Source organism: Pseudovibrio sp. SCP20, assembly GCF_057774105.1.
Genome location: NZ_JBYMDH010000003.1, coordinates 199,824 through 218,645 on the forward strand (window position 1 = coordinate 199,824; position 18,822 = coordinate 218,645).

Annotated in this window: 11 protein-coding genes; 8 read left to right on the plus strand and 3 right to left on the minus strand. The window is 54.5% G+C overall.

Features of this window, described 5'->3' with window-relative positions:
* Positions 1-11: 11 nt before the first annotated feature.
* The 5 genes from AC3CB2_RS13605 to AC3CB2_RS13625 all read left to right on the plus strand — a co-directional run bounded on the left by AC3CB2_RS13605 (position 12) and on the right by AC3CB2_RS13625 (position 6,320).
* Entirely contained in the window at positions 12-1,508 is a 1,497-nt protein-coding gene (locus AC3CB2_RS13605; RefSeq protein WP_352933309.1) for a YcjX family GTP-binding protein, read from the plus strand.
* Entirely contained in the window at positions 1,505-2,566 is a 1,062-nt protein-coding gene (locus tag AC3CB2_RS13610) for a YcjF family protein (RefSeq protein WP_352933311.1), read from the plus strand. The genes AC3CB2_RS13605 and AC3CB2_RS13610 overlap by 4 nt, the downstream gene beginning before the upstream one ends.
* An 83-nt stretch (positions 2,567-2,649) precedes the next feature.
* A complete protein-coding gene (locus AC3CB2_RS13615; RefSeq protein WP_352933313.1) occupies positions 2,650-3,174 on the plus strand; it encodes a GrpB family protein in 525 nt (174 codons plus the stop codon).
* 71 nt (positions 3,175-3,245) lie between these two features.
* Positions 3,246-4,421, plus strand: coding sequence for a vWA domain-containing protein (locus tag AC3CB2_RS13620; RefSeq protein WP_352933315.1), 1,176 nt, complete (start codon positions 3,246-3,248; stop codon positions 4,419-4,421).
* Positions 4,422-4,622: 201 nt separating this feature from the next.
* Positions 4,623-6,320, plus strand: a complete 1,698-nt coding sequence (locus AC3CB2_RS13625) for a DUF3011 domain-containing protein (RefSeq protein ID WP_352933317.1) — start codon at positions 4,623-4,625, stop codon at positions 6,318-6,320.
* Positions 6,321-6,323: 3 nt separating this feature from the next.
* Here AC3CB2_RS13625 and AC3CB2_RS13630 read toward each other — a convergent pair whose 3' ends face one another.
* Positions 6,324-7,109, minus strand: coding sequence for an AraC family transcriptional regulator (locus AC3CB2_RS13630; protein WP_352933320.1), 786 nt, complete (start codon positions 7,107-7,109; stop codon positions 6,324-6,326).
* Positions 7,110-7,217: 108 nt separating this feature from the next.
* Here AC3CB2_RS13630 and AC3CB2_RS13635 point away from each other — a divergent pair, with 108 nt between their 5' ends.
* Positions 7,218-8,435, plus strand: a complete 1,218-nt coding sequence (locus AC3CB2_RS13635; protein ID WP_352933323.1) for an MFS transporter — start codon at positions 7,218-7,220, stop codon at positions 8,433-8,435.
* A gap of 75 nt (positions 8,436-8,510) precedes the next feature.
* Here the strand turns inward: AC3CB2_RS13635 and AC3CB2_RS13640 are convergent, their stop codons facing one another.
* Complete coding sequence (locus tag AC3CB2_RS13640) at positions 8,511-8,831, minus strand: 2Fe-2S iron-sulfur cluster-binding protein (RefSeq protein WP_008547474.1); 321 nt, start codon at positions 8,829-8,831, stop codon at positions 8,511-8,513.
* Positions 8,832-8,952: 121 nt separating this feature from the next.
* Positions 8,953-9,237 (minus strand): Hpt domain-containing protein, encoded by a 285-nt coding sequence (locus AC3CB2_RS13645; protein WP_352933325.1) that lies wholly within the window; start codon positions 9,235-9,237, stop codon positions 8,953-8,955.
* Positions 9,238-10,254: 1,017 nt separating this feature from the next.
* Here AC3CB2_RS13645 and AC3CB2_RS13650 point away from each other — a divergent pair.
* Together AC3CB2_RS13650 and AC3CB2_RS13655 are read left to right on the plus strand one after the other, a co-directional pair.
* Complete coding sequence (locus AC3CB2_RS13650) at positions 10,255-17,391, plus strand: apolipoprotein A-IV repeat region-like domain-containing protein (protein WP_352933327.1); 7,137 nt, start codon at positions 10,255-10,257, stop codon at positions 17,389-17,391.
* Between the two features lie 254 nt (positions 17,392-17,645).
* Positions 17,646-18,662, plus strand: coding sequence for a DUF5671 domain-containing protein (locus AC3CB2_RS13655; RefSeq protein ID WP_352933329.1), 1,017 nt, complete (start codon positions 17,646-17,648; stop codon positions 18,660-18,662).
* Positions 18,663-18,822: the final 160 nt, after the last annotated feature.

The window sequence follows — 18,822 nt, forward strand, 5'->3', positions numbered from 1 at the left end:
GAGGATGATCTGTGAGCCCACTGAATTCATTATTTAAAAACGCGAAGCTGGCCCTGAACGATGCGCAAACCGCATTGGACAATCTGTCGGATTCAGCAATTGATCTGACAGTCCCAACCGTACGTCTGGGCGTCACTGGTTTGGCACGATCCGGTAAAACCGTCTTCATCTCTGCCCTCGTCCATAACCTCATCGCAGGCGGCCGCTTGCCCCTGCTGGATGCTGCAGGCACAGGAAGACTAGCCCGCGCTTATCTCCAGCCGCAGCCTGATGACGACGTGCCACGCTTCAACTATGAGCAGCATGTCGAAACGCTTACAAAAGATCGCCTCTGGCCGGAATCCACGCACCAGATCTCAGAGCTGCGCCTGACAATCGAATACGAGTCAGCCACATTCCTGAACCGCCGTCTGGGCGGTGGTAAACTGCATCTCGACATTGTCGATTACCCCGGCGAATGGCTTCTGGACCTTGCTCTACTGAGGCAGGATTTCCGCCGTTTCTCAGAGGAAGCGCTCCGCCGCGCCAAGGCAAGACCAGATCTTTCCAAGGAGTTTCTGGAAACGCTTGCTCGCTATCAGGATAAACTCCATGACGAGCTCTCTGAGGAAGTCGCCAAAGAGCTGGCCAGCACATTCACAACATATCTGAGCCGCTGCCGCGATGATGAGAACGCGCTCTCCATGCTGCCTCCCGGACGCTTTCTCATGCCTGGCGACATGAAAGAAACACCAGCTCTTACATTTGCTCCGCTGGATCTGGGCAACACGCAGGTTAAGCCCAAAGCAGGCACGCTCCTGGCCATCATGGAGCGCCGCTATGAAGCCTACCGAAAGCACGTCGTCAGACCATTCTTTAAGAACCACTTTGCCCGTCTGGATCGGCAGATTGTGCTCGTGGATGCCCTGACCGCCATCAATGCCGGGCCAGAAGCCCTAGACGATCTGAGCCGCGCACTTACGGAAATCATGGGCGCCTTCAGACCCGGCAAGTCCAGCTGGCTGTTCTCGATCCTGTCGCGCAAGATCGATCGCATCTTGTTTGCAGCAACCAAAGCAGATCACTTGCGCCGAGAAGATCACGATCATCTTGAAATGCTTCTGAAACAGCTGGTCGAAAAAGCAATCAACCGGGCAGAGTTCTCCGGCGCATCCGTCGAGACCCTTGCTCTCGCCTCTGTCAGGGCAACGCGGCAAGCAACCGTCCATCACGACGGCGTCGAAACACCTGCGCTACTCGGCACGCCAATGCCTAACGAGACTATCGGCTCCATGAAGTTTGACGGCGATGAAGAAGCCGCAATCTTCCCTGGTGACTTACCAGATGACCTGAGCGACCTTTTCACGGCAGAACAAGACCAGGACAAACCAGAAGATCAGACCGCACTGAAGTATGTTCGTTTCCGCCCTCCCAAGCTGGAGCGAACTGCAGAAGGACTAACATTATCACTCCCTCACATCCGCTTGGACAGCGCTATGGAGTTCTTGCTGGGAGACAAACTCGCATGACCAACAAGAAGACACACCAGCACAAGCCACAGGCCCGCCGTGCGCCCAAAGCGTTCAAACTGGATGACAGCTCCGTCCGGCTGGAAGGAGAGTTCGCCCATGAGCCACTCTCTTCTGAAGCTGTAATCTCAGAGGAAAGTGAAAGCGCGCTGGCACTGCCGCAAAGCGCCATTGCACCGGAGCCCAAACCAGCAAAGAGCCGCTGGAGCAAGATCATCGCAATTGGCGGCGGCGGCCTCGCCTCCCTTGCCGTTGGTCTTGCTGTCGACAGCCTCATCAGAGACCTGTTTGCCCGCTATGACTGGCTAGGCTGGACGGCCGTTGGCCTGACAGCGCTGGCATTCCTCGGCTTGATCGGCCTGTTTTTCAAAGAGTGGCGGGCACTTTCGCGGCTGGAACAGATCGATCATATCCGCGACGATCTGCAAACCGCAGCCGACAACGACAGCGATAAAGAAGCCCGCGCAGCCCTACAAAAACTGATGGCACTTTATGCCGATAGGCCTGAAACAGCCCATGGCCGCACTCAGTTGAAAGGACATATGCAGGAGATCATCGACGGCAGAGACCTCGTTAAACTCGCAGAACGCGATCTGATGGCCCCATTGGATGCCCGCGCTCGCCTGATCGTTATGGAAAGTGCAAAGCGTGTATCTGTGGTGACTGCTCTGTCCCCGCGCGCACTTGTCGACATTCTGATCGTGCTCTACGAAAACCTGCGCATCGTACGACGCGTTTCCCGCCTCTACGGTGCCCGCCCCGGCGCTTTGGGCTTCTGGAGACTGGCACGAGATGTCGCCGCCCATCTAGCCGTCACAGGCGGCATGGCTGCTGGTGACAGTCTGTTGGAACAGTTCATCGGACAGGGTCTGGCGGCAAAACTTTCCGCCCGTTTGGGCGAAGGTTTGGTCAACGGCTTCCTCACCGCCCGCATTGGTGTAGCTGCCATTCAGACCTGCCGCCCGGCTCCGTTCATCGCAACAAAGGGCCCTTCTCTGACAGAACTAATGAGCGAGATAACAAAATCTGCCCCAGATGAGGTTGTAGACCAAGATTAACGAGGATCTGACAGAACCCTGCACATCTCCTAGGCACTTGCTATGCTGAGGGCTCACAAGGCACAACAACGACAGGCAGAGCGATGATCACACGCAAAGTCAAAGTGGTAGATGCACAGGCCAAGTGGGCAGAGGATTTTCAACAAGAACAGGAGATCCTGCACGATCTTCTCGGAGACATCGTCGAAGGCATCCACCACATAGGCAGCACTTCCGTGCCAGACCTTGCGGCCAAACCGATCATCGACATCCTCTTAGAAGTCTCGGATATTGAAGCGCTTGAAGCTCAGTCCGCAAAGCTCATCAACATCGGCTATGTAGCTAAGGGCGAACACGGCATCGAAGGTCGTCGCTATTTTGAGAAAGGTGGAGACGACCGCACACATCACCTCCACGCCTTCAAAACCGGCGATCCGCACGTCTATCGCCATCTCGCCTTTCGTGACTACCTGAAAGCCCACCCGGAAGTGCGTGAAAAGTATGCGCACTTGAAGAAGAAAACAGCACAAGACGTCAACGGTGATGTAGTCGGATACCGTGAAGGCAAAAGCGACTTCGTGGAGCTCCATCTGGCCAAAGCAATCGATTGGGCCAGAGGCTCTTACTGATCCCTATGCTTTTGCCTAAGGTGTCAAATGCACTCTCGACACCACACAGCCCTATCGCATAGTGTAACCCCATGTTTATTCAGTTTTTCGAAGAGCTCAAATCCGCTGGCCTGCCCGTCTCCGTACGCGAGTATCTAACGCTTATGGAAGCGCTGGACGCTGACCTTGCCTACAAGCGCGTCGAGGATTTCTACTTCCTCGCTCGTGCCACGCTGGTCAAAGACGAAGCCAATCTGGACAAGTTTGACCGGGTCTTCGGACACACGTTCAACGGCCTTGATCTGATGAGCGAAGTGCCAACCACGGAAATCCCCGAGGAATGGCTGCGCAAACTCACCGAAAAACACCTGAGCGAAGAAGAAAAGAAACTCATTGAGTCCATGGGCGGCTTTGAAAAGCTCATGGAAACGCTGCAAAAGCGGCTTGAAGAACAGAAAGAACGCCACCAGGGCGGCAACAAGTGGATCGGAACAGGCGGCACATCCCCGTTCGGCGCCTATGGCTACAACCCTGAAGGCATCCGCATTGGACAGGATGGCAGCCGCCACCGACGCGCAGTCAAAGTCTGGGACAAGCGTGAGTTCAAAGATCTGGATGATACCGTTGAACTGGGCACACGCAATATCAAAGTCGCCCTAAAGCGCCTACGCAAGTTCGCTAGAACCGGTGCAGCGGATGAGCTGGATCTGGACAACACCATCAAGTCCACGGCTCACAAAGGCCTGCTCGACATCCACATGCGCCCGGAACGACGCAATGCAGTCAAGGTGCTGTTGTTTTTTGATATCGGCGGCTCAATGGATGACCACATCCGCGTCTGCGAGGAGCTGTTCTCTGCCGCCAAAACCGAATTTAAGGTGATGGAGTACTTCTACTTCCACAATTGCCTCTATGAGTTCGTCTGGAAGAACAACCGCCGTCGCCATACTGAGCGCATCAACACTATGGATGTGCTCCACAAATACCCAAGTGATTACAAGGTCATTTTCATCGGCGACGCATCTATGAGCCCCTATGAGATCACATATCCGGGCGGTTCTGTTGAGCACTGGAACGAAGAAGCCGGTCACACATGGATCAAGCGTGTCACCGACCTTTATCAAAAGGCCGTCTGGCTCAATCCGGTGCGCGAGCAGCATTGGGATTACACCCATTCCATCGGCATGATGAAAGAACTGTTTGATCAGCGCATGTATCCTCTGACGCTGGAAGGGCTGGATTCTGCCATGAAGGAACTTGTACGCTAACAACACTGCGTATTTAACTTCCCTCTTTTGTACTTTTACAACTAGACTGCGAATAGCTTTGAGATTTAGACAGCACCATGTGCTCAGCCACAGCGCGTTTCCTTGCCATTTTGGAGAAGTCGAGACGCAAAGCTTTAAGCTGGGCGCAAGCTGATTGCGTTAGGCAACAAGTGCACCAGACGAGCTAAGAGAGGCTATGCTGTGAGCAAATCTAATATGTGGCAACTGTTCACAAGGAAATCTGCGGGCACTCTCGCCCTCATTGCACCCTTTCTTGTAGCCAATGCCAACGCAACAACTATCCCGCCGATCAACTCACTCATCCCGGCACTGATCATTGAAAGCTGCCTCGATAAAACAGATGCATCGCTGGATAGCCCGGAGTTTATCGACTGCCTGACCAATACACTCACCCAGCAACATGATGGGGAGAATGTTCATCGCAGCGATCCAACACATCGGCCATCAACGGCAAACCACATTGCCAACACGCCAGACCGCCTAGACGGAACCAACGTCGTTGTCTGCGCCTCTAAGAACGCTGCTTACACCAAATGCAGAATCTCAAACGCCAACCGCAACTACGTCCAGCTTCTGCGCCAGACATCCAATGCGCTGTGTAAGCTCAACGAGAGCTGGGGCGTTGTCCCATCACACCTTTGGACAGACAAAGGCTGTGCGGGCATCTTCTATGTGGGCAACAAACCATATTCCCGCAAAAGCGTGAACACAGTCAGTGCAACATCATCTGCGCTCAGAACGCCAGTAAAGTCAGCAAGCTCTGGCGGTGTGATCACCCCGATCCCGCAGCTTCCCGAGTTTACTAAAGATGGCTGGCGCAAGTGCGCACTGGAGTTTCAGGTCTGCGAGCTGCCATACCCGACAACTGTTCGCTTTGGCAGACCCGGCGCATTCTATGAAAAAACCGCTGAGGGCGATGTTCACTGCCGAACTGACTTTTTTGGAGATCCGGATCCGGCAGCTCGAAAAGCCTGTTACTATAAGCTGAAGCGGGACAGCAGCTCTCCGCAAGCCGCACCTCCAACACAGGTCGTAACACAAGACCTGCCACCGCTGGAAAACAGCGAGATCGCTCCTGAAGATGATCTTGTGATCAGCGTGGCAGAACCTCTTTGGAACGCCCGCCGCGCCTGCTCCAAGCTTGGCAGCAAAATCATTGCCACCAAAAACTCCCTTTCAGAGTTACCGCCCATCTATCTGGGCCTTGGTACTTTCACAAATGACCAGCTGAACCAGAAACCTGTGCTGGTACGCACGGGCGATAAACTGGCGGGCCGCGGTGTTTATCAAAGTCAGGGCATGTATGTGCCCTTCAACTTCTCCTGCGCACTCAACAGCAGCGGCAGAACCGCTCAGCACTTTGTCTTCCACGAGCAAAACACCGACCTCATTACGCAAGACCTACTGCCAAATCCGGACAAGTTCCTGAATGAGAAAGCACCGCTGAATGGCTTTGACGGCGCGTATGTTTGGGTATCCGGACTGCCAACAGGTGATAACAACAAAGTGCTTGTTCATGGTGTACCAGAAACCGACGACACTGATTTTTATGCCCGTTGCATAGCTGGTAGTGGCGATATTGAAATCATGTTCCAGTCAACAGTTCCTGCACTAAAGCCGGGCGATAGCATCCTGATCTCACTAAGCACCAAACGCTTCAAGGAAAGCTATGTCGGCGTCGGCAGTGCACTGGATCCGGAAGCCGGGGTTTCCCTACCGCTTCTCACCCTAAGCAATGGCTCCTCACTCTGGAACCGGATGGCGCGTGACAACGAGCTCAAGGTCAACCTGGGCGGTTACGCGACTTACAACGTCAGCCTCAAAGGCAGCGCAAAGCCAGTTCGTGACTTTATCCGCTCCTGCAGCGGCGGCAAGTAACAACTACTGCGGCTTGAAGTACTTGCCCGGCGTCGTACCAAACGCCTTGCGAAACTGTGAGATAAACGGACTTGGCCCCTCATAGCCAAGCTTGAAGGCCACATCACCCACGCTTCGCCCTGTTGAGAGCAACTCCAGCGCACGAAACAACTTCGCCTGCCCGCACCACTTCCGATAACTCCAGCCCGTCTCATCAAAGAACCGCCGTTCAAACGTCCGCTGAGACATGCATGTCCGCTCCGCTGCATCAGCCAGACTTGGCAAATGCGCCGGGCATGACAAGATTGACTGACAAAGCTCTTTCAATAACGCATGATTGACCGGCATAGGCAGTTGCAACGGCGCATCCGGCAAACTCTTCAGCTGATCAACAATCACCTGCGCAATCCGCGCAACTGGTCCATCAAGCGCATAATCCCTGGGCGCTGCCATGAGCTCCTGTATTAACTCACGCAGCAGCGGTGTTACCTGCACCACCACTGGTTTATCAGAGAGCCGCGCAGACCAATCCTCGCGCAGGTACAGACTGCGGAACTGGGTTTTGACAGGGTAGACCGTTCGATGCATCATCCCACCCGGAACCCACACTGCCCGCTCCGGCGGCACAACAAACGTACCCTCCTCAGTGAACACCGTGGTCGCCCCTTGCATGATGTGCACCAATTGACCGCGCGCATGTGAGTGCGGCTGCCCCTGCCCTCCAATGGGCATATCTACCGCATAAGCAACAATGGGTTGCGGGCGGTCCACTTCATGCGGATCCATGTAAACATCAGCGTGAATTGGCATCGAACACCTCTTGGCGACTCCAAAACATTTTTTGGCAAACTAGTGCTATCACGTAAACAAACTTTTCGCTTACTTAATTGCAAAACCTTTTCATAAGAACGAAGCACCATGTTGAATATCATTAAAGACATCAGAGCCGACTGGCGCTCACCCTTTGTATTTTTGCTGGTTCTCACCGTCGCTTCACAGCTTTCATTTTCTGTGTGGTGGAACCTCATCAACAACTTCGCAGTGAACACGCTCGGCTTCACCGGTCAGGAAATTGGTATTCAGCAATCCATCCGCGAGATCCCGGGCCTGTTGGCGTTCACCGTTATCTTCATGCTGCTCATCTTCAAAGAGCAGACCTTCACGCTGATCTCACTGGGCCTGATGGGCTTCGGCATTGCGATTACAGGCTATTTCCCATCCGCAATCGGCTTTTATGCCACCACGCTCATCATGTCCTTCGGCTTCCATTACTACGAGACGCTCAAGCAGTCTCTGTCTTTGCAGTGGTTGCCGAAGAAGGATGCGCCAGCCCTGCTCGGCAAGATCATCGCCGTCTCGTCTCTGGTCTCCCTGTGCATCTACGGCACGATCATGCTCAGTTGGAAGACCTTTGACCTGGCCTATGAGCAAGTCTTCCTCTGGGCTGGAATTGCAGGCATGGCGCTGACCATCTTCGCAGCAGTTGCCTTCCCAAAATACAAAGCACACGTTGAGCAGCACAAAAAGCTGATCCTGCGCAAACGCTACTGGCTGTACTACGCCCTCACTTTCATGAGTGGTGCACGCCGTCAGATCTTCACGGTCTTCGCAGGCTTCCTGATGGTGGAACGCTTTGGCTACGAAGTGCATGAAGTTGCAGCCCTGTTCTTGCTGAACGGCGCCATCAATATGTTCCTCGCTCCCAAGATCGGCACCTTTATCGGTCGCGTCGGCGAACGAACTGCGCTGACCTGCGAGTACATCGGCCTGATCATCGTGTTCCTGTCTTATGCCTTCGTCACCAACGTCTGGGTTGCAGGCGCGCTCTACGTGATCGACCATGCATTCTTCGCAATGGCCATCGCCATGAAGACTTACTTCCAGAAGATCGCAGATCCGGCAGACATTGCACCAACGTCCGCCGTGGACTTCACCATCAACCATATCGCTGCAGTGGTGATCCCGGTTGTCTTCGGCACCATCTGGCTGTTCTCGCCTGCTCTGGTGTTCATCGCAGGCGCATCCATGGCTGCCATCAGCCTGATCCTGAGCCGCATGATCCCTCGTCATCCGGAGCCGGGTATGGAAACCGTGTGGGTCTCAGGCCGCCAACCACAGGCCGTCGGCGCCGAGTAAGCCCTTCACGACACGCAACAAAAAAGGCTGGCCCAATCGGACCAGCCTTTTTCATTTAAACTCTGAAGCTGCAGCTTAGCTCTGGCTCTCAGGGATATGAACCACCAGACCATCCATCTCGTCAGTTACACGGATCTGACAGGAAAGACGGGAAGTATCACGAACATCCTGAGCAAAGTCGAGCATATCTTCTTCCATTGGCTCAGGCTCGCCAGTCTTGTCATTCCACGCTGGATCCACGTACACGTGACAGGTCGCGCAGGCGCAGGCACCACCACATTCCGCTTCAATTCCAGGAACCATGTTCTTGATCGCGTTCTCCATAACGGTAGAACCGGCAGCAGCATCCACCTCATGGCTTTCACCTGATGAGGTGATGAAAGTAATCTTTGGCATATTTAAAGTCGTCCCGACCCTGATTGGCTTATTCTGTTGTCTTCAGATACATGCAGGCGCCCTGCTATTCAAGAACTTCTGAGCCAGACCTTATGGTCAAACCCGCGCAGCCAGTTTCACGTCACGATTTACGCAGCACCTGAAGCTCAGCAGACACAGCATCAAGGCAAGCCTCTACAGTTGCTAGCGCCGGCACCTGCCCTCCAGCAGCCTCATGCTCAGCATGTTCCAGCGCATCGCCCAGAGCAAAGGCACCAACGCCGCGCGCTGATCCTTTGAAGCGATGCAGCACAGCTTTCAGCACCTCAGCGCTTGACGAGCCTTGCAAGCCCCGACGGAACTCATCGATCTGCTCCTCAAACATCTCCAGGATCTGACCTTGCAAATCCGGATCATCAAACGTCACAGAAGAGAAGTGATCCCTGCATATCGCACTTGTAGTTTTATGTAGTTCCAGTGCCAAGTTGACGCCACGCCTCCAAACACAGCCAAGTGACTCAAAGTTATCAAGTTATTCGGAAAGTTGATTCGCTTGAGTGACTCAAAACCCGCCACCGCTATGACTCTGCAGTGACTCTACCCCTCATTTCCCATAGGCAACGGAATCTATTCCCCAAAAGAAAACACAGGTTTTTATTTTATGGTTAACAACATCCTACTGCCCAGATTCAAATCTAGACTCGGAGCCCCGCCACCAGCCTTCACTGCCATCACACGTTAAAATTGACAAGGTGCTCTGTTAAAGATGGTTAACAAGATTTTTCGAATTACCATCCCGCTCCAGCATCTCGCGTCCCTTGTCGGTCAGCTTGCATATGAGCCAATCGGGCTTCAATGGGTTGGAAAACCAAGGCTCCGCCCACCCTGCCGCAACACACGCCCGCACAGTTGCAGCTGGCACTTGTCGACCGCTCTCGTCAAACAGCGGCAACTTTCCACCTGCTTCGTTAAGACCTCGCCTTAACCATTTGAGTTGTGTAGGACTCGGCCGATTGGGACCTTTAGAACTGACTGGAGAATTTTCGCGATTAGCCATAGTGAGTTCCCCCCAAAAATGCTGCCTGTGACTTATCGTAGGGCACCTAAAAATCCCGGCAACTTCTGTTGTACAGTCCACCGGATTGTGCCATTAGGTTAAGGGTAGCTGCAAGGTGGGGAAATCTAAATCTTAATGCACCGTTAACATTAACGGTCCGCTTTGATTCTGAAAACTCCCTGTTTTTGGCCCTAGAAGTTCGGCGGTGCTCTCAATTCAGAGCTGTCGGATTGTATGGGGCCAAACCCATTGTTGTCTGAAATGCGTTTCTGTTTGGGAGGAGCGCTTTTCGCGTAAGGCAGACACCTTGTGGTGACGGCGCCGGCACAAAAGGCGAAATGATGTGCTGACGACCGGCAAGTAGAGAGTACGGACGCGAGGCGAGATATGGCGAACACCCCGAAGGCGAAAGCTCCATCGGAAGTGGCTCTGTCAGCGGTAGAAGAAGCCCTTCAGGCTGATTTTGGCGCTCCACAGGAGTCAATGTTATCCAGCGAACAGGAAAGCACGAGTGCGGACACACCGCAGATGTCGGCTAGCCCTGCAAAGGAGGCTGCAACCACTGCGCCTTCAACTGACAAAAAACTGGCTCAGCTTGTAGAAGAAAATCAGGCACCGAGACAGGTTCGCAAGCGTGGCCGTGGTGGCCGCCCGCCAACAGCAAGCAATGATGATCGCCAGTCCATTGGCTCTTTGATGTTTGCTCTGCAGCGCAAGCCGTCTGCAGCTCCGTTCTGGTTCGCATTTGCAGTCTCCGTTGTCTGGGCCAGCCTCGGCCTTGCAATGTCCTGGGGCGCATTTGCTGAGCAGCTCGAAAAATCATCTTCATTCGCAGGCGTATTCGAAAACCCGACACTGGTTCTCGTTTCCGTCTTTATTGTTGTTCCAATCGCTTTTGTCTGGGTTATGGCCCTCATGTTCTGGCGCGCGCAGGAAATGCGCAACGTCGCACGGGGCATGACAGAAGTTGCGCTTCGTCTGGCTGAGCCGGAAGATGTTGCAAAAGAAAGCATCCTCAACGTTGGTCAGGCGATCCGCCGCGAAGCCGCTGCCATGGGCGACGGTATTGAACGCGCAATTGCCCGTGCCAGTGAGCTGGAAGTTCTCATCCATAAGGAAGTGTCTTCCCTTGAGAACTCATATAATGACAACGAACTGAAAATTCGCCGTTTGGTGGAAGAACTCGTCAGCCAGCGTGAAGCCATTCAGGCCAACGCGGAACTGGTGCGTGAAACCATCTCCGGCTCCCACGAAAACCTTGCTTCACAGCTCGCAAACACTTCAGAGGATTTCGCCTCCTCCGTTGATCGCGCCCGGGAACGCCTCACCGGTTCGATCGACTCTATGCTTGAGCAGATGAACAGCAAGCTGGAAACCCGCGTCTCAGAAGTCACCGACAGCTTCACGGAAGCCGGAAGCGAAATGGTCTCCTCGCTGACCATCCGTTCCGATGATTATGTCGAGCGTCTCACATCAACCGGTTCCGAACTGGTTGAAACTCTTTCTGAAACCGGTTCCAAGCTCTCTGAAACACTTCATGAGCGTGGCTCTTCTATTAATGAAGAGTTCTCCTCAACTGCGAACTCCTTCATCGATAACCTCACCGAGCGTGGTTCTGATCTGAACAGCCGTCTCTCTGAGACATCTGAGGAACTTGTCAATAACCTGGCAAGCCGCAGCGATGAAATCACCGCAACCCTATCCACCACTGGTACCGAGATCGTTGAAGGCCTCTCTGCACGCGGCAACGAAATCAGTGACCTGCTGGCAGAACGCGGCGACGCACTGAACGCAACACTCGGCGCAGCTGGCGCAGAACTGTCTGCAACCATCACTGACCAGACAGAAGCCATGAAAGGCGTACTGCAGGCTCAGGGTACTGAACTGACCGCATCCATTGAAGAGACTGTCTCTTCCGTGACTGCTCAGTTCGTGGGTGCAAGTTCCGAGCTCACCGAAACTCTGGTCACCACATCCGGCGAAGTTGTTGGCCAGATCAGCGCTGCAAACACAGAGCTGAACTCCACACTCACCAATGGTCTGTCCGAGTTCACCACCAGCGTTTCCGAAACCAGCTCCGAGCTGGCGCAAACTCTGGTCATCACCACATCTACTGTCAGCGAGCAGCTCACCGAAGCAAATGCGACCCTCACAGAAACCCTCAATGTTTCTGTACAGTCCATCAGCTCCGCAGCAGAAGGCGCAAGCTCTCAGGTCAGCACCGTTCTTTCCAACGGCGTAACCGAGCTGACCACAAGCGTAACAAGTGCAAGCACCGAGCTCTCCGAAGCTCTGGCAGCGACTACCTCTACTGTTACAGACCAGATTAACAGCGCAAACGATACTCTGACCGAAACAATGAACCTTGGCGTTGTTTCCATCAACCAGAGCGTCGAAACCGCAGGTTCTGAGCTGACAACAACACTTCTCACCGCTTCCAACGAAGTCACCGAGAAGATCACAACAGCAAACGACAACCTGACCGAGACCCTGAAGGGCAGCGTCGACACCATCACCCGCACAGTTGATGGCGTCAGCGGCGAACTCTCCCAGTCTCTGGACAGCGGCGTTGAGCTTCTTTCTCAGACTGTCACCAACAGCACAGCTGCCATTGCAGAAACAATGGAAAGCGGCGTAACCAATCTCAACGAGAGCGTTTACGGTGCTTCTGCACAGCTGACAGAAACTCTGGACGCAAGCGCATCCAACTTCACAGCTTCTGTTTCCGGCGCAACCGCCAACATCACAGACGCTCTGGAAGACGGCGTTTCCAGCCTCAGCAGAACTGTTTCTGGTGCAAAAGAGCAGATCTCCGAAACTCTGGACGGCGGCGTTGTTACGCTCAGCGAAACAGTCAATGCAGCTGGCTCCCAGATCTCCACTGTCATGGACAGCGGCGTTGGCAGCCTGACAGATGCCGTCAAGACTGCAAACACCATCATGTCCGAAACTCTGGACGCTGGTGTTGGCAGCCTCAACGAAACTGTCGGTTCTGCAAGCTCCCAGATCTCCACGATCATGGACACTGGCGTCAGCAGCCTGAACGAGACCGTCAACACGGCCAACACTCAGCTGACCGATACGCTGAACCTGACCGTCACAACCGTTTCCGATCAGTTCGGCAGCGCAAACGCACAGCTGCATGAGACTCTGGAAACATCCATTTCCGGTATCACCGAGCACTTCTCCTCTGCAAGCACTCGCCTCTCCGACGAGATCCTTACACGCGGCGAAGAAATCAATGCCAACCTGTCTCTTACAAGTGGCCGCCTGATCGACACGATCACTGGCCGCACCGAAGAGATGATGGGCGTTGTCGACGAGCGTGTGACCAACCTGGACACTGCCCTGCGCGCAACCGGCGAACAGGCAGCAGAAGGCATTGCAAACCGTGGTCGCGAGATCAACGAAGCAATCGCAGTTCAGTGCACCGACTTCATCGACACCCTGTCCAACCGCTCCACCGAGGTTTCCGAAGTGTTGCGCGGTGCAGGTGAAAGCATCATTGCTGACCTCTCCCTGCGTGGTGGCGACATCGCAACCCGTCTGGACGAGACTGCAAACACACTCGGCACCACCATCACTGTCAGCGGCGGCGAGCTGGCTGATCGTCTTGGTAACGTCAGCACTCAGATCTACGAAAGCATCACCATCAACGGTGCTGAGCTGGACCAGCGTCTGGCAGAGCGTGGCGCAGAAGTGGCTGACACCATCAGCAAGCAGACTTCCGCCTTCAAGACCGCTCTTGAAAGCACAACATCCGACATCACCGGCGCACTTGGCCTGCGCACTGAGGAACTGGCTGACAAACTGGCTGACACAGGTACACAGCTGGCGTACCTCATCGGTTCTCGTGGTGAGCGTGTAACAGCTGATCTGACCGAAATCGGCGATCGCATTACCGAAACCCTCGATATCCGTGGCCGCGCCCTCAACGACGGTCTGGCAAGCAAGCTGGCAGAACTGGAGCAGGTTGTTACCGAAAGCGGTTCCGATCTCGTTCAGTCCATCGACCTGCGCAGCCAGAACATCGGCGCATCCTTCGACAGCCGCATCGAGTCCCTCGACGCGAAACTGGAAGAACGCACCTCTACCTTCGAACAGAGCTTCGATACCCGCGCAGCAGCCCTTACCGAAACCATCGAAAGCCGCACCACCAGGCTGGCCGACGCTGTGGAACAGGGCACCGGCATCATCGCAAGCACTCTGGAAGAGAAAACCCAGTCCATCTCCAAGATCCTCGAAGATCGCACCGACATCATCGCGGTCAATCTTTCCGAGCGCGTGGAGCAGGTTGGCGTGTCTCTCTCCAACCGTGCAGAGAAGATCGGCGAGATCCTCGCTCAGCGCTCCGAAGCAATCGAAGAAACCATCTCCAACAGCCTGTCCACCTTCGATCAGGCTGTGGGCGACAAGGTCGAGGCAGCTGCGACAGTCATCACCGACCGCGCAGAGCATCTCTCCGAGTCCCTGTCCTCCGGTACCGAGCGCATTGATCAGGCTCTGGACGCACGCGCCAAGCAGATTTCTGAGACTCTGGTTTCCCGTACCCGTGAGATTGCAAAGGCATTCCACGACGGTCAGACAGAGATCAACGAAGCACTCGACAGCCGTCTGGAAGAAGCTGGCAGCATCATCGTTCAGCAGTCCAAGAACCTCACCGACGCTCTCTCCGAGCAGGTGGCAGAGATCAACGTCTCTCTCGGTTCCAAGGTCTTCGAAGTTGCAGAAACCCTCGACAGTCGCTCCAAAGCTCTCGAAACGATCCTCACCGATCGCCTCGAAGCTATCACCACTACAATGGGCGACGAGAGCGAGAAGGCAGCAAGCACGCTTACAACAGCAATGGCAGAAGCTACCTCTTCCCTTGGCTCCGAAAGCACCCGTGTTCGCGACCTTATCCTCGAAGTCGTTGGTCAGGCATCCGATCGCCTTGCTCAGGAACGAGACCTCACAACCGAGAAGGTTGTCAGCTCTGTAGAGCAGCTCTCCGGTACCCTGAGCAAAGAAGGCGAGCGCCTTCAGGAAATCGTTTCCAACTCCATCGGCGAAGCCCGCAATTCTCTGGAAGGCGAAGGCGAGAAAGCAGCAGCAGCTGTTTCCGATGCGATGGCGAACGTCCGCGGTACGCTGACCAAGGAAGGTGACGAGGTCGCACAGCGCGTTCTGGCAACCGTGGCACAGGCAGCAAATGCACTGGCCGTGGAAAGCGAAAACGCCCGCGCCATGTACACCGCAACCCTCGCCGAAATGTCTGGCGCCCTCACCGGCGAAAGCGACAAGGTCCGTGGCGACCTGTCCCAGACCATCGAGCTGGTGACTGGCCGTCTCTCCGCAGAAAGCGAGCGTTCCAAGACGATCCTTGCAGAATCTGCAGAAGACGTCCGCAAGCTTCTGGCAGGCGAAACCGACGAAGTTCGTGCCCGCGTCTTCACCACCATCGAAGAAGCAGCTGGCACCCTGTCCACCCGCGTCAAGTCCGTGGCAGACGAGCTGCTGGTTAAAGCTGAAAACCTCAACGATGCCTTCGGCAGCCGCTCCTCCGAGCTCTCCGAAATCATTGGCAAGGATGGCAGCGAACTTATCCTCGCTATCGAAAACCGGGCCCACGACCTCACCACACGCGTCAACGAAGTTCAGAACGCAATTCTGGATGCAGTGACCGTGAAGGGCCGTGAAGTCTCCGACCGCTTCGCACAGAACGGTCTGCAGGCAACCCGTGAGCTGGTTGAAGCTGGTGAGAAGATCGTCACCGCAATCGACGAGCGCAGCACCATCGCAACCACCCGTATGGATGATAGCCGCGAGCGCATGCAGGCCGACATGAACGTCCTGCTCAACGCAGTCTCCACGAAGGGTCAGGAAGTTGCAGACACCGTGACCCGTCAGGGCGCAGTGGCAACCGAGGCGCTGACACAAACCATCGACGGCATCGGCAACACCATCGAAGATCGCACCCGCATGGCTGTGAACGTGATGACAGGCACCAAAGAGCGTCTTGAAACAGACGTCTCCGAGATCCTGACACGCCTGAACGCATCCAACGGCAGCCTCCGTCAGATCCTTGCTTCTGCAAGCGAGAACCTGTCTGAAGTTGAAACCAACCTGGCAAACCGCGCAGGTGAGTTCAGAACCGCGATCGATCGCGCAGTCACCGAAACCGAAGCTGCAAACGCCACCATCGAAGCCCAGGTCGGCCAGCTCCGCAACACAACACACACCGTGCTTGCTGACGCTGCGAAGATCGCAGGCCGCATGGAAGACCAGAACCAGCTTCTCGGTCAGGCAATTGCAGATCTGGAAGCAACCAACACCCACGTGGACAGCCGCTTCTCCGATCGCCGCATGGCAATCGAGATGGTCGCAGACACCCTGATCAAGAAAACTCAGGATGTCGAAGTGCTCATGGCGAACTACACCAACACCCTTGGTGACACGCTTGAAGTTGCTGACGATAAGGCGCGTGAAGTTTCCGGCATGCTCCGCGCTGCTGCTGAAGCTGCGACCAAGTCTGTGACTGAGCAGTTCGAAAGCATGCGCATGACTGCTGGCATGGAAGGTCAGAAGGCACGTGATGCAGTTCGCGCAGCTCATGACGAAATCCTCCATGACATGAAGTCCACCGTCACCGAGGCATCTGAGCGCTTCACCGACGCAACAGCTCGCATGCGCGATGTGGCCCGCTCTGTTCATCAGGAACTGGAAGCAACCCGCTCTGAGCTCAACGCAGGTATTCTGGCTCTGCCGGATGAAGCAGAAGCATCCACCTCTGCACTGCGTCGCATCGTGAGTGAACAGGTCAAGGCACTGGAGGAACTCTCCGGCATCGTATCTCGCCAGTCCTCTCAGTTCGATGTGTCCACACCAGCTGAGCCAGCACGCGCAGTCAACGCTGCTCCTGCAGCTGTGGCAGCAGCCGGCCAGTACGCAGCAGCTGAAGCACCAACCCTGCAGCAGGTTGCTGCAACCGGTGCAAAGCCAGCACGTATGTCCCCGTCTCCACGCCGCATGGAAGCCCCTGCCCCACGCGCTAAGCGTCCGCAGGCAACTCCGGCAGCAGTACAACAGGGAAACGGCACATCCAAAGGCTGGATCAGCGACCTGCTCCGCCGCGCTTCCGACGATGAAGACGGCATGGGCGGACACGCACACGACACAGCAAACGCACGCACCCCACAGCACATGGTTGAATCCCTCAACTCCCTGAGCATGGACATTGCTCGTGCAGTTGACCATGAAACCTTTGTGGACCTGTGGGAACGTTACAAGCGCGGCGAGCGCGATGTCTTCACCCGTCGCCTGTACACCCTGCAAGGTCAGCAGACCTTCGACGAGATCCGCCAGAAGTACGGTCGTGATCCTGAATTCCGCAGCGCTGTAGAGCGTTACATTCAGGACTTCGAGCAGCTTCTGTCTCAAGTCTCCAGAAGCGACAGCGACAATCAGCTCGGTCAGACTTACCTGACCTCTGATACCGGCAAGGTCTACACCATGCTCGCCCACGCCAGCGGTCGCTTCGACTAAGCTGCAAGCAAGCACTAGAAATCAAAAAAGGCTCCTGAGATTTTCAGGAGCCTTTTTTGTTGGGCCGGTCGCATAAGTTATTGCATCTCCGCTGTGAACTATCGGAGTCAGCAACAAGTTTAGGCCCGGAGAACCTTGAACAGCATGAAAAGACATGCACATGTAAAATGAGAAGGCGTATTACCCAGACAAAATTGAAAATTCCAAACTCAGGCACACGCCTACTTTACTATTGATTTTCAAAGGATTTTCAGATGCAAATCCCCGCTTCACTCTCCGAGTTCGTGCGTGATGCGCTAAACAAGGGCTTCTCCAAGGAAGACATCCGTACAAGCCTGAGCCCGTCAGACTGGACTGCTATTGAGATAGACACAGCTCTGAAAAGCTGGTCCTATGATGAAACGATTGGGGCAGTTCCTCAACCACAGCGCTCTACTTCAGCATGGGATGCAGTCTTCTACGCGCTTCTCTTCGCAGCCTTTGGGATGGTCATTGGCAACACTTTGATTTTGCTGCTTGGGCTGATTACTCTCTGGATACCAGAGGTTGGAGATAGTTTTTCCCGCAGTGGCCTACGCAGCCTTCGCTGGTCTATGGCTGCATTGATTATTTTTACTCCAGTTTTCCTCTGGCTCCATCTCAAAGATGAGCGTGACAGCAGCGCAAATCCAGCAAGCAAGTATAGCAGTGTCAGACGCTGGCTCACCGCCATTGCGATTTTTGCAGCTGCAATGACACTACTCTGCGACGCCATTTATCTGATCTACCGTTTCCTTGATGGAGATCTGACAGCCCGCTTTATTGCTAAATCTAGCGCAGTCGCACTCCTCTCACTCGTAGTCATCCAGTACTTTTATCAGGGTCGACAACTTCAGGAAAATATCAGCAGACTAGGCAGCTTATTTGCAACTTGGATACCAAGTGGGCTGGCAACACTTGTGCTGGCCTTATCATTCTGGACCGTTGGCGGACCAATGCAAGGGCAATTGGAACGCAGAGATCAACTACGTATCTCTGATATCAATCAGCTTCAAAAGGGTATCACGTTTTGCAAGGCCACCCGCAATAAAGACCTTCCAGAAGAGTTAGATCCTATGAGCTGCGCACGTAATCCTAATTTGCTCACAGGATATGCATCTCAAGTCATTTATAAAAAGCTCTCTGCTAAGCAGTTCCAGCTTTGTATCGAGGTTGAAGCACCAGAAAGTCTACGCACATACAACGCGGAACTAAAAGGCAACCAGTACTGCGTCACTGATAAGATTAGATGATTAAAACCAGCGAATGTGAGAGTGATAACAAAGCAGTCTAGGCAGTACGGAGGTAACTTCTGCCGTCTTTACCGTTCCACCGATCACATCACCATCTTTTTTGACCTGTACGTTGGAAGTCGATCTGCAAGCAAGCCTTAGAAATCTAAAAAGGTTCCTG